Raw genomic sequence first — 12,955 nt, forward strand, 5'->3', positions numbered from 1 at the left:
AGGCCGGCGGGCCCTCACCTGGGTCATTCCCGGTTGAGCAGGTACGCCCGGTCCGCGGCGATGGTCACCGTTCCGTGGGTTCCCTCGGCCAGCGCCTCGCGGGAGTCCTTGCCCGACTCGGTCACCGTGACGGTGCCGCCGGTCGTCTCCACCTCGTAGTCGATGCTCGGTCCGTGGAACGTCGACCGCAGCACCACACCCATGCCGGTCCCACCGTCGGTGACTGACGGCTCAACGAATTCTCCGGGGCTGCCGGAGCCTGGTTCCTCCCTGCCCGCGGCGGCCCCCTCCGCCCGGTCTCCGGAGGTGGACGAGGCCGCGCTGCGCCACCTCCAGCAGGTCCACGGCCCGGTGCTGCTCAGCTTCCTGACCCGGTTGACCGGCGGTGACGTGCACCGGGCCGAGGACATCGCCCAGGAGGCACTGCTGTGTGCCTGGCGTCATCCGGAGGCGCGCCACGCCGACGGCCGCTGGAGCCGGGCGTGGATCTTCACGGTCGCGAAGCAGATCCTCATCGACCAGGGCCGGGCGGTCGAGGCCCACCCCGGCGAGGCACTCGAGCACGTCGAACGGGCGCGGGACGCCGCCGAGGTGCGGGCGGCGCTGGCCTCCCTGCCCAAGCGGCTGCGGATCACGCTTATCGAGATCTATTTTCAGGAACGGTCGGTGGCCGAGGCCGCCGAAGTCCTGGACGTGCCACCGGGCACGATGAGATCACGCACCTTCTACGCGCTACGGGCCCTGCGCGAGGCACTGGCCGGACGCGAATCCGACATTCGTGAACCGCCAGCGGAACGGCGGCCGCCGCCGTAGGGCAGGACAATCCGCCCGGATCACTGACCGCGCGACCGGGCAACCGAGTGGCGGCGGCCGGTCAGGCCGCCGTCCGGGTCAGCCGGCGAGGGTGGCTGAAGTGGCCCAGTTCGATCGCCATCCGGGTCAGCTCCGCCTTGTTGCTGACGTTCAGTTTCGCGCGGATCCGCTTCGCGTACGTATTGACCGTCGCCTGCGAGAGGCCCATGCGGGTCGCGATCTGCGCGTGCGTGAAGCCGGAGGCGATGAGCCGCAGCGTCTCGACCTCCCGCGGCGCCAGGCCGTTCTGCTCCTCGCCCCCGCCGCGGGCGAGCTCGCCCTGAAACTGATCGACCAGCCGCGGGCAGATGTAGAAGCCACCGCGGATGATCACCCGCACCGCCTCCCGCACGTCACGCTGTTCGCTGAGGCTGCTAAAACAACCCCGCGCCCCGGCCCGGACGGCGGCCAGCAGGCTCGGTGACCGGTGCCACGCCGCGCTCACCAGCGGCCGGCCCACCGTTGCCGCTCTCGCGATGTTGCCCGTCCCGCCGGACGGCAGCTCCAGCACCACCGCGTCGAACGTCTGACCACCGGCCAGCAGTTCGTCCACGTTCGCCACGGTGGCCGCGACGCGCAGACCGCCGTCGTCGGATGCCAGCTTTTCCAGGCCAGCCCGGGAGATGGGCTGATCGGAGACGATGGCCACTGTCAACACCGGGGCTCCTCCAAGCTGTCGGGCCCGTGTTCCACGGGCGCCACTGAGACGGATCCCGGCCCCGTCCGGTTCACGAACCGCGGAAATCCGCCAGCGTCCCGGTCGGTTGCGGTGGCGATGCCCCCCGATGAGGGACTTTCCGTTTCCCGTACGGATCGAGCATGCTCGCCTGGTGTCTCGCGGCGCCCCGGCGTTCGGCGAGGATGGGCAGGGAGCCCGGCGAGGGCTCGGACCAGCGAAGCGGACCGGGGATTGATATCTGTGGCGGACGGCACCGAGCACGTCGAGGAGTTGCTCGGGCTCTACTACCTCGACGAGCTCGACGTGGCCTCGGCCCACCGGGTGCGCGCCCACCTCGACGCGTGCGGAACCTGCCGCGACGAGGCGGCGCAGGTGTGCGAGGCGCTCGCGGCGATGGCCCTGCTCCTCGACGACCGGGAGGGGCTGGCCAGCATGTACGGCGCGCTCGGCACGTCGGTGCCACCGGCGTTCCCGGCCCGGTTCGCCCCGATCGAGGAGCCCGAGGAGCCGCGGTCCCGAATCGGCTGGCCGCCTCGATCACGCCGGTCCGGCCGCAGCCGCCCCACGGAGTCCGCAGCCCTGACTGATGCGCCGGCGCCCGAACCGGCGCCGCCCGCTCCGACGACGCGCACCGCCGTCGCGCCGGCCAAGGAAACCTCCGCGCCCGCCGTGCCGACTGCCGCGCCCGCCGTGCCGCCCGCTGGGCCCACGGTGCCGCCCGCCGCCGCGCCCGCCGCGCCGCCCGCCAAGCCCGCCGCGCCCGCTTGGCGTGCTGTGCCGGCTGCTGCGCCCGCCGCGCCGGCTACCGCACCTGCCCTGCCGGCCGTATCGCTCACGGCGCCGACCGTCGCGCCTGTGGTGCCGGCCGTCGCGCCTGTGGTTGCCGCCGCCGATCCGGCTGCCACGCCGGTGCTACCGACGATCGCGCCGGGCGTACGCACCAAGCCCGTGAAGCGGCCGGCACCGTCGACCGTGCCTGCTCCGATGCCCCTGGCCACGCAACCGGCCGGGCAGACGCGACCGGTCCGGCATACCCGGTCGCTGATCGTTTCGATCGGGTTGCTGGCCGCGACCGTCACGCTCGGCGGAACCACCGCGACAATGCTCCTGCGCGAGCACGACGGCGAGCCCAGCACACAGACGGCCCGGGCCGCCGTGAGCGCGGCGGCCTCGGCGACCGACGTGGACAGCGGAGTGCGCATGACGGTGGCGCTGACCGCCAAGGACGGGTCGACCGAGGTGCGCGCGAAGCTGACCGGTCTGACCAGGGGGACCGGATACCGGCTGTACGGCTACGGCCCGGACGACAACCGATGGGCGGTCGTGAACTGGACCGGCGGGGCGGGCAAGGAGCAGGAGGTGTCCGGCACAGTGCCCGCCGCGATCGCCGGCATCTCGCACGTGACGGTGCTGCGCAGCGACCGCAAGACCGTGGTGACCGTGTACTTCTCGCACGACGCCGAAGCTGAGATCGGCCCCAACGGCGGCTGAGGCTCAGGCGGTGCTGGTGCCGTCCGGGACGGTGGAGTTGATGTCCGCACCGGCGTAGATCTGTGCGGCGTTGTTGAGCCTCCCAACAAACTGGCCGACCAGATCGAGCACGCCGGCGCAGCCCTGCAGCAGTTGGAACTGGCTGTACTGGATCTCCGCGGTCTGGTCCGGGTGGGGATCCTTGAACGGGGCGTACGAGCCGCTGCCGTCGTCGTAGGGGCCGATCCACTTGACGTTGTTGTTGAGCGGAACCCCCTCGTGGTAGACGGCGACCGTGTCCGACTCCTTTGTGGCCCAGAAGATCCAGCTCGACTTGGCGATCGCGGCGTCGCGGAAGCGCTCGAAGTCGGCGATCTGGCCCGTCGTCGCCTGGAGGATCGTTGTCTCGGCGTCGTACATCTGGCCGGGGCTGACGTCGTAGGTGCGCAGGTCCGGTTCGGCCGGGTCACCCGTGGGCGCGTTCGGGTCGGGCAGCAGGTTGCCGTGCTCATCGACGGGCTTACCCTCGGTGTTGGTGTAGCCTCCCTGGCCGTCCGAAGTGGGCGCCTCGAAGCCGATGAGGTCCTCGTTTTTCCCGCTGACGTGGCGGCCGGTCGGCCATTCCTGGGTCAGATCGGCCGGGACGACAGAGGTGTTGGGATCGCTCATACCTCAACCTTGCGCGCGCGTGGGGGTGGCGGCAACGTCCCTCTTGGTACGACCCACCGGCGCCGGGGACAGCCGGCAGCGAGTCGGTCGAACCGCGGGAGGCGCGCAAGCGGATCAGGCTGCTGGAGCAGGACAACGAGGTCCTGCGCCAAGCCGCCGAGGGGACCGGTCACCGCTGTAGGCTCAGGCGGTGCTGGTGCCGTCCGGGACGGTGGAGTTGATGTCCGCGCCGGCGTAGATCTGGGCGGCGTTGTTGAGCCTGCCGACGAACTCACCGACCAACGCGAGCACGCCGGCGCAGCCCTGCAGCAGTTGGAACTGGCTGTACTGAATCTCCGCGATCTGTTCCTGTTGCGGTTGCGGGTCCACGTACTCGGCGTACACGCCATGGTCGGTGGTGGTGCGGCCGCCCCCGTTGTAGAGATTGTTGTATTGGACCCCCCCCTGCAAGGCGGCGGCCGTGTTCGACTTCATGCCGGCCGAGAAGATCCAGCTCGACCTGGCGATCGCGGTGTCGCGGAAATGCTCGAACTCGGCGATCTGGCCCGTCATCGCCTGAAGGATCGTCGTTTCGGCGTCGTACATCTGGCCGGGGCTGACGTCGTAGCTGCGCAGGTCCGGTTCGGCCGGGTCGCCCATGGGCGCGTTCGGGTCGGGCAGCAGGTTACCGTGCTCGTCGACCGGCTTACCCTCGGTGTTGGTGTAGCCTCCCTGGCCGTCCGAAGTGGGCGCCTCGAAGCCGACGAGGTCCTCGTTCATCCCGCTGACGTGACGGCCGGTCGGCCATTCCTGGGTCAAATCGACCGGCACGACAGAGGTCTTGGGATCGCTCATACCTACACCATGCGCGCGCGTTGGGGTGACGACAACGTCCCTCTTGGTACGACCCGCCGACGCCGCAACGGGGTCTGGGACGCTGCCCTGCCACGTGGCTACGGTCGGGCTGGGAGGGTGAAGTCCAACCTACGGAGCGTGCATGGTGAGTGACGGTGCGACCAACTATGACGCCTCTGCCGTGCGAATCAACGTGGATATGTACTACATGCACCGGTCCGCGAGCGTCTACCTGGCTTCGCTGATCACGAGCCTGCAGGACGACTGGAGGGAAATCGGCAACACCTGGGACCAGCTCAAGATCGGTTGGGTCGGCGAGAGTTCCGAGGCGGCCGACGCGTTCAACGAACGCCTCCAGGACGTGCAGAACCGCCTGTTCGGCACCCCCGACCCGGCCGACACCACCAAGGTGGAGACCCCGGGCATCCTCGACCGGGTCCGCTACGGCGCCGTGGTGGCGGCGGCGAACTACAACGCCGCCGAGCACGCCGTGACAGACATGTTCGACGCTTTCGTCCACGCCATCGCCGGCGAGAGCGAGGGCGAGGGGGGACCGCAGGACAGCACGATGCCGCCGATCACCGTGGACTACAACACCAACCCGTACCCCACGCCGAAGACCGACGGCTGACGACGCGCCGTGGCGAAGCAGACGAACGGGCACGCGAGCCCTGCGGAGCTGCGCGCGCTCGCTGCCGACTGGCGTGCACAGGCCGATCGACTGGAATCGCTCGGTGGCACGGTGATGTCGGCCTACAACAGCATCAAGTGGTCTGGGTTCGCATACTTTTCGGCGACGGCCGCGGCGAACGCGGTGAACGTCAAACTGGGCAAGATGGCCGACGCGGCGCGCGAATTCGCGAACTTCCTCGACGAGTACGCCAGCAAGGTCGAGGAGCAGATCAAGCGGGAGAAGGCGGCCACGATCATCCAGATCGTGCTGGCCATCTTCGGTGTGCTCACGATGGGCCTCGCATTCGTGCTGGCACCCGCCCTCGCCGCCCTGTCGAGCCTGCTCGCCAGTCTGCTGCCGGCCATGAGCGCAGTGGCCGGCCGGATCGCCACCATGGTGCTCGACTTCGCGTTGGGCTTCCTGACATTCGGTTCCATGCAGGTCGCGATGGAGTTCGGCATCCGGGGAATCGTGTACGGGGCGATGGACCTGCCGGTGGAGCTGCACAGCTCGGAGCTGCTGCTGAACATCCTGCTCGCGGGCGGGCTGGGCGGTCTGTTCTCGATCCGGGCCGTCAACTCGGTGCCGCGGCTGGGTTCCCGCGGTGCCACTCCCCCGCCAGTCCCGAAGACGCAGGCGTCGCCGAAGGTGTCGCCGGCCACCGGGACGGACGGCAACACCGTGCAGCTCAACAGCCCGGCGCCGGTCAAGGGCGCGGACATCGCCAACACACCCCGCGTCAACGACACCACGCCCGCGGTGAGCGCCAGCGACATCACGGCCGCGCCGGTGGTGCCGACCGGCAGCCACGCCGCACCGACCGTGTCGGCCTCGTCCGCCGGCGACGTACGCCGTCTGGCGGTCGGCGCGCCGGGCGGCACCAAGTCGGTGAGCGCGTCCACCCAGCAGGGCACCGGTCACGTCAACCAGCCGCTCGGCGCACCGCGCACCACCACGACGACGACGGCCGCACCACAGGGCGGCACGCACGGCGACGGGCTGCGGATGGCGAACCTCGACCGCACCGTTTCCCCCACCGGCGCGCGCGGCGACTTTTCTCCGCAGGTCAACACCCCGGCGTCGAACATCGTCCGCCAGCCGCCCCAGCCCACCGTGACCGAGCGGGGCCTGGTCGGGATGGCCGAGGGTCGTGGCATCTCTCGCGAATCGTCGGCCACCGGCCCGACGATCCACGCCACCCCGCCGACCAGCCCGGCCACCGTGCCGCACGGGACGTCGCTGCCCCCCGCCATGCGCCCCGGCGGCCTGCCCGAGACGTCGGTGCTGAACAGCGGCAACCACCTCATGCCGCCGACCGGTCGGCCCGGCGTCACCGACTACGTGCCAGCCACCACCACCTCGCACACCGTCGCGCCGCACGCGCCCGGGCGCGGTTTCAACGAAACCGCCACCAGCGCCGCGCATCCGACCCCCCACCAACTGCGCGACCACAACGTCAAGTTCTCCGAAGAGATACGCGGCACCACCGCCGGCCCCGTCGCCCCTCGCCATACCCCCGACTTCTCGAAGTTCATCGCCGGGCGCGTACTCGACGAGACCGCCATCGGCACCACACACCCGACCCCCCAACAACTACGCGAAAACCACGTCAATGCCTTCGAAGGAATAGGCGGCACCAAAGCCGACCTCCCCCCGGACTGGTCGAAGCACGGCCCCGGGCGCGTACTCGACGAAACCGCCACCACCGCCGCGCATCCGACCTCCCAACAACTGCGCGACCAACACGTCAATGCCTTCGAAGGAAAACAACGCGCCACCACAGCCGACCTTCCCCCGACCGGTCGAAGCACGGCCCCGGGCGCGTACTCGACGAAACCGCCACCACCGCCACACACCCGACCCCCCAACAACTACGCGCCCACCACGAAACGTTCCTCGAAAAGGTGCGCGGCACCACCGGGGCCGACGCTCCGGGGCCTGCGAGCACCCCCACCCCCGGGCGTCAGCTGCTCCAGACCGGCCCCGACGGGCGTGCCGATCTTGTGCGGGTTTCGGCGGAGTCGCGGTTCACGGCCGAGGGGCGACAGCCCGGCGGCGATGCGCGCCCGACCCTCGAGGGACCCGCCACCGGCCCGGACAGGTCCTTGTCCTATGTCGAGCTGCGCGCCGACGGCACGATGGGCCCGACCACGCTGCGCCCGGGCGAGAACGTCCTGCACTCGCAGCCGTTGAACGGCAAGCCGCAGGAGCAGCTCCTCAGCTACTCCCCCGACGGCAGGTCGTGGGACGTCAACTCGGTCACACCGGCGGTTCGTACGGCCGGGGCTGCCCAGCCCCGGCCCACGCAGATGCTCCGGCAGAACCCGGATGGCACCGTGGACCTTCTGACGTTCCACAAGCCGCCGGCGCTCGCGTCGGGGCCGCCGGTGAAACCGCGGCCCGGCGAGCCGAGCTTCCACGACCTGAACGGGCCCGGGGTGCGCCAAGGCTGGCAGTCGCGCTCGTTCAGCCCGGATGAGGGATTCAAGGTCGACCAGATCAGCAGGCCGCAGTTGACCGGGCAAAGGGTCGACGGTAAGGAGCTGTTCTTCCAGCGTGAGCCCACGTCGATGCTGGTCAAGGACCCAGTGAGCCACCAGTGGAGGCCGCTGGGCACGACCGAGGGCGTGGCGACGCTCCCGAAGGGCTGGGGCCGGGCCCCCGACGCGCCGCCCGTCACAGTTGGCAAGCCGGCCGACAACCCGTCGTTCAGCAGGGGGGGCACTGGACAGGGCACGCCGCCGGACAGCGCCCACTACCGCTGGAGCATGGAGAACGGCAAGGTAGAGCCGGTGAAGGTGCGGGCCACGTCGCTCGAGGTGGTCGAAATCGGCACGCAGACCCGGTCGGTTTCCATCGGCCGGCAGATGGCCACCGGCGGCACGGGCGGCGGCAACGGGCTCGACTCGCTGCGCATGCTGCCGGACGGCACTCTCGCTCCGGCGAACCCTCGAGCGATCAGCGACCAGATCAGACTCGATCTCAAGTCCGGCGCGATCACCGTGGACGGTGTCCGGCTTACCGGTGGCCACTCGTTCGGCGGAGGCGGCGGCCTGTCCAGCCACGGCCCGTCTCACGGATCGGCGACGCAGCGGCCGGGCGAGGTGGACACGGCGGTGGCCGGGCATTCCGACCGATCGGCCGTGACGCGCGCCGACTCGCGCCTGCAGAACGCGTCGGCTCCACCCGCACCGGCACGGGCGGACGCGGGATCCACTCGGATCGAGCACGGCGCCGTGCCGGTGCGACCGGACCAGGCGGCCACCCGGGCCGACGCTCCGGGGCCTGCCACGCCCCGGGCCAGCACCCCCACCCCCGGGCGTCAGCTGCTGCAGACCGGCCCCGACGGGCGTGCCGATCTTGTGCGGGTTTCGGCGGAGTCGCGGTTCCCAGCCGAGGTGCGACGCCCCGGCGGCGATGCGCGCCCGACCCCCGAGGGACCCGCCGCCGGCCCGGACACGTCCTTGTCCTACATCGAGCTGCGCGCCGACGGCACGATGGGCCCGACCACGCTGCGCCGGGGCGAGAACGTCCTGGACTCGCAGCCGTTGAGCGGCAAGATCATCAGCTACTCCCCCGACGGCAGGTCGTGGGACGTCAACTCGGCCACACCGGCGGCTCGTCCGGCCGGGGCTGCCCAGCCCCAGCCCAAGAGGCTCACGCAGATGCTCCGGCAGAACCCGGATGGCACCGTGGACCTTTTGACGTTCCCAACGCCGCCGGCACTCGCGTCGGGGCCGTCGGTGAAACCGCGGCCCGGCGAGCCGAGCTTCCACGACCTGGACGGGCCGGGGGTGCAAAACGGCTGGCACTCACGCTCCATCGACCATTTGAGATACTGGGGCGAGCAGGTCAGCCGGCCGTCGGCCGGGCGACGGGTCGACGGCGGGGATCTGTTCTTCCATCGCGAGCCCAGGTCGTTGCTGGTCAAGGACCAAGCGAGCCACCAGTGGAGGCCGCTTGGCACGACCGAGGGCGTGGGCCCCGGCGCCCCGCCCGTCACCGTTGGCAAGCCGGCCGGCAACCCGTCGTTCGGCAGGGAGGGCACGCCGCCGGACGTCCACTACCGCTGGAGCATGGAGAACGGCAGGGTAGAGCCGGTGAAGGTGCGGGCCACGTCGCTCGAGGTGGTCGAGATCGGCACGCAAAGCCGGTCGGTTTCCATCGACCGGTGGATGGCCACCGGCGGCACGGGCGGCGGCAACGGGCTCGACTCGCTGCGCATGCTGCGGGACGGCACCTTCGTTCCGGCGAACCCACGAACGATCACTCCCGACCAGATCAGACTCGACCCCGAGTCCGGCGCGATCACCATGGACGGTGCCGGACCCACCGGTGGCCACTCGTTCGGCGGGGGCGGCGGCGCCCCGGGTTCGGGGGGAGGCGGTGCTCCGGGTTCGAGGGGCGGCGGCCTGTCCGGCCGCGGCCCGTCTCACGGATCGGCGACGCAGGCCGACGACGGCGCGCTGACCTTCGTCAAGCCGCGCAGCACCGCGGAGAGCAGTGCCGCCGCGATGGCACGGGATGCCCGCACCCACGCCGACGCGGCGGGCGAGCGGTCCGATCCGGGCCGCACGCTGGGCAGTGGCAAGCCCGCGACGCGTGCCGGTGCCGGGGTCGGCGGTCCAGAGGAGGCGAACGCCGCCCGCATCGTCACCAGGGGCGATGACGGTACGTACGTGCTTGGGGCTCCCGCCGAGGCGCCGCACAACGTGCTTCGCAAGCCACAGCCCGATCAGACGCCCGGCGCGGAGGCGAGAGCCGCCCGCATCATCACCAGGGGCCATGACGGTAAGTACGTGCTCGGGAACCCCGCCGAGGCGCCGCACAACTTGCTTCGCAAGCCACGGCCCGAACAACCGCCCGGCACCGAGGTGCGGACTCCCGACCCGGCGCCCGGTGAGCACCCGGCGGGAACCATGCCGGCTGCCCCGGCCACGCCGGCTACCCCGCCCCACGACGCGGCCCCCGCCACGCCGATGGACGCAGCGGTCACACCGCAGGTAGTGGCGAAACCGCAGGCACCGCCGGTCGTGCTGGACCCGACGCCGCCCCCGGCACCGACCGTACCGATGCGCCCACCGCTCGCCCACGAAGCGCCCTACGTCACCGCGATGCCCCATGGCCTCTCGTTGACCGGACAGGGCAACGTCGTACACCTTCACGCCGGGATGGAACCCACCCGACTGGTGCTACGCCCCGGCCCAGCCCTGACCATCGTCGTCGACAGCTCAGTGATCAACCTGCCGGACATCAGGGCAACGCTGACCAAGCTGCACCCGTCGCAGCCACCCGTATCAACCGTCGAATTCGTCGGCACCCGCCAGCCGATCACGCCGGAACGCGCCCAGCAGATCGCGGACCGACTGCTCACAGGCCTACCCGGCAACCCGCAGATCAGCCTGCTCGCGGCTGCCCTCACCGACGCCCCGACCGGGGCACCAGCCGCGAAGTCGTACCGGTTCGGCGCCAGCAACGGCGCTCCGACAAACCCGCCCGGAGAGTACGACCTCCCGGCCGCCCCGCCGCACGACCTGGCCCCCCGCACGCCGGCCGGCGCAGTGGCGAAACCGGAGGCGCCGCCGGTGATGGTGGAGCCGACGCCGGCACCCGCCGTGCCGATGCGCGCGCCGCTTACCCACGAGGCGCCGTACGGCACAGCGATGCCCTACGGCCTCTCGATGACCATGCAGGACAACGTGGTACACCTCCACGCCGGGGCGGGGCCCACCAGGCTGGTGCTGCGCCCCGGCCCGGGCCTGACCGTCGTCGTCGACGCCTCGGTGACCAGCCTGCCGGCCATCCGCGCGGCGCTGGCCGAGCTGCACCCGTCGCAGCCACCCGTGTCAACCGTCGAATTCGTCGGCACCCGCGAGCCAGTCACACCAGAGCGGGCACAGCAGATCGCGGACCGGCTACTCACCGGCCTACCCGGCAACCCGCAGATCAGCCTGCTCGCCTCTGCCCTCACCAGCGCCCCGACCGGGGCGCCGGCCGCAGAGTCGTACCGGTTCGGCGCCAGCAACGGCGCTCCGACAAACCCGACCGGAGACTCCACCCTGGACCAGGCAGCGCGGACGCAGCAGTGGACGGCGCGGCAGGACGCGCTGCGCACCGACTACGCTGCCCGGATCGGCACCGCCCGGCGCGTCGAGGAGTTCCGGCCCGACCTTGTCGACGCCTTCGGCAACGCGGTGGCCGACGCGGCCGCCCGGACCGAGCGGAGCCCGCAACCAGCGTCGCTCGACCGGCTGCCCGCCGAGGTGGCCGACCGGTTCCGGACGGAATTCGTCGCCGCCGGGCGTCACCTGTTCGACCAGGTGCGGGCGCCGGTGATCGCCGCGGGCACCCGCAGCGACGACTCGGCATTCCAGGCGACCGAGCACGAGTGGCAGGTGCGCTACGAGCAGCTGCTGACCGCCGTACGCGGCAGCACGTTCAGCTATCTGCAGGCGCACCGCCACGAGGCAGCCGTGCAGGCCGCCGTACTCGAGGCGCGCGACGCGGGCCGGCACGTGTCGGAGACGGCCGTGCAGGCCTTCTACGACGACGCCCGGACCAGGCTACGCACGGCTTTCGACGAGTCGGCGGATCCGGCGGGGGCGCAGCAGTGGGAGGCGCTCGCCACCACCATCGAGGCCAGCATCCCCGGGTACTTCACCGAGGAGGCGCTGCGCCGGCACGCGAACGCGAACACCCCCGCCGAGGGCGACGACACCACGCGGCTGCTGGAGGCGACGCCAACGGCGTACGAGAGCGCTGCGCGCCCGGTCGTCGACCAGGCCCGCGCGGAAATCCACGCGGCCCTGCACCGTCCCGACCGGGACATCGACGCCGCCACCCGGCAACGGATCACCCATCTACTCGACGGCAGTATCCGGGAGGCCACCACCGACGCCCAGACCTGGGTCGAACGTGGTGGCGACACTCCGGCGGTGGTAGCCGCCGCAGTGGACGGACTGCGGGACATACTCAGCGACCTGGTGCGTTCGATACCCCTCCTGCTGCTGCACCACGCCCTGCTCGGCGAGCAGGTGCGCGCCGCCGGTTCCGCCTTCGACGACCTGCCCACCATCGACCTGCCGGCACCGGTCAGCGAAGCGCTAAGCCAGTCGTTCACGCTGGACTGGCTGACCGCGTACGACGAGCTGTTCCGCGGCGACGCGGTGGCGACCACCGAGTTACACGAGCTCCCGGGGACCGTCCAGCTGGCCACAGCCGGACTGGAGCTGCTCGGCGGGGTACCCGGGGTGCCGGGTGAGCAGGTCCAGGCGCTCCCGATCAGCGACTCCGAGCTGACCGCTCCGGCGCCCGATACGCGGACGGCGGCGGACGAGGCGGCCGACACCCTGGCCGCGACCGGGCACGCTGATATCCGCGACGCCTTCCTCACCGAGGCCGACCCGGTCCGCCGGAACACGCTGCTCGCCGGGCTGCTCGGCGAGAGCGACGCGGTGCTGAGCGCCCTGCCCGCGCTGCACACCGGCCTGCCGGTTGTGACGGCCTCGGACGCGGCAATGGCGCGGTTGCTGGGATACGCCCACGGCGCCACCCGGGGTGAGCCGCTGCCGACAGCCGAGGTGCACGCCGCGGCCCGGGATCTACACCTTGAGACGAAGCTGACGCTGGTGGACGGTCTGAGGCTGCTGGCCGTCGCCAATCCGGCACGACGGCCGGTGCTGGACACCCTCGGTGCGCTGATCCTGGACTGTTGAGCGGGCGAGAGGAACCGGCCGGCCACCACTGCCGACTGCGCGCCCAGCACCCTGCTCTCCGCC

9 protein-coding genes are annotated in these 12,955 nt (G+C 71.4%); 5 read left to right on the forward strand and 4 right to left on the reverse strand.

All coding sequences use genetic code 11. The features are described from left to right. Positions 1-23: 23 nt before the first annotated feature. Complete coding sequence (locus AC3CF1_RS07935; RefSeq protein ID WP_488449948.1) at positions 24-203, reverse strand: hypothetical protein; 180 nt, start codon at positions 201-203, stop codon at positions 24-26. A gap of 103 nt (positions 204-306) precedes the next feature. Between AC3CF1_RS07935 and AC3CF1_RS07940 the strand changes: the two genes are divergently transcribed. Further along, a complete protein-coding gene (locus AC3CF1_RS07940) occupies positions 307-813 on the forward strand; it encodes a sigma-70 family RNA polymerase sigma factor (RefSeq protein ID WP_488449949.1) in 507 nt (168 codons plus the stop codon). A gap of 61 nt (positions 814-874) precedes the next feature. On the opposite strand, the gene AC3CF1_RS07945 is transcribed toward AC3CF1_RS07940, so the two are convergent. After that, positions 875-1,510, reverse strand: coding sequence for a response regulator transcription factor (locus AC3CF1_RS07945; protein ID WP_488449950.1), 636 nt, complete (start codon positions 1,508-1,510; stop codon positions 875-877). 261 nt (positions 1,511-1,771) lie between these two features. Between AC3CF1_RS07945 and AC3CF1_RS07950 the strand changes: the two genes are divergently transcribed. Continuing rightward, positions 1,772-3,022 carry a zf-HC2 domain-containing protein gene (locus tag AC3CF1_RS07950; RefSeq protein WP_488449951.1) on the forward strand — a complete coding sequence of 417 codons (1,251 nt, stop codon included), beginning with the start codon at positions 1,772-1,774 and terminating at the stop codon, positions 3,020-3,022. 3 nt (positions 3,023-3,025) lie between these two features. On the opposite strand, the gene AC3CF1_RS07955 is transcribed toward AC3CF1_RS07950, so the two are convergent. Together AC3CF1_RS07955 and AC3CF1_RS07960 are read right to left on the reverse strand one after the other, a co-directional pair. Continuing rightward, positions 3,026-3,670, reverse strand: coding sequence for a hypothetical protein (locus AC3CF1_RS07955; RefSeq protein ID WP_488449952.1), 645 nt, complete (start codon positions 3,668-3,670; stop codon positions 3,026-3,028). A 183-nt stretch (positions 3,671-3,853) separates the two neighbouring features. Then, entirely contained in the window at positions 3,854-4,504 is a 651-nt protein-coding gene (locus tag AC3CF1_RS07960) for a hypothetical protein (RefSeq protein WP_488449953.1), read from the reverse strand. Between the two features lie 142 nt (positions 4,505-4,646). Between AC3CF1_RS07960 and AC3CF1_RS07965 the strand changes: the two genes are divergently transcribed. The 3 genes from AC3CF1_RS07965 to AC3CF1_RS07975 are packed head-to-tail and all read left to right on the forward strand — an operon-like array spanning position 4,647 to position 12,892. Next, positions 4,647-5,135, forward strand: coding sequence for a hypothetical protein (locus tag AC3CF1_RS07965; protein WP_488449954.1), 489 nt, complete (start codon positions 4,647-4,649; stop codon positions 5,133-5,135). A gap of 9 nt (positions 5,136-5,144) precedes the next feature. After that, positions 5,145-7,370 carry a WXG100 family type VII secretion target gene (locus AC3CF1_RS07970; protein ID WP_488449955.1) on the forward strand — a complete coding sequence of 742 codons (2,226 nt, stop codon included), beginning with the start codon at positions 5,145-5,147 and terminating at the stop codon, positions 7,368-7,370. Further along, positions 7,283-12,892, forward strand: coding sequence for a hypothetical protein (locus tag AC3CF1_RS07975; RefSeq protein ID WP_488449956.1), 5,610 nt, complete (start codon positions 7,283-7,285; stop codon positions 12,890-12,892). Before AC3CF1_RS07970 ends, AC3CF1_RS07975 begins: the two co-directional genes overlap by 88 nt. The last annotated feature ends 63 nt before the right edge of the window (positions 12,893-12,955 follow it).

Source organism: Micromonospora sp. MGP-C2 (assembly GCF_057766525.1).

Coding starts and splice junctions, on each gene's coding strand:
- AC3CF1_RS07955 (WP_488449952.1), bottom strand. CDS start 3,670: ATGAGCGATCCCAACACCTCTGTCGTCCCGGCCGATCTGACCCAGGAA.
- AC3CF1_RS07960 (WP_488449953.1), bottom strand. CDS start 4,504: ATGAGCGATCCCAAGACCTCTGTCGTGCCGGTCGATTTGACCCAGGAA.
- AC3CF1_RS07935 (WP_488449948.1), bottom strand. CDS start 203: ATGGGTGTGGTGCTGCGGTCGACGTTCCACGGACCGAGCATCGACTAC.
- AC3CF1_RS07965 (WP_488449954.1), top strand. CDS start 4,647: ATGGTGAGTGACGGTGCGACCAACTATGACGCCTCTGCCGTGCGAATC.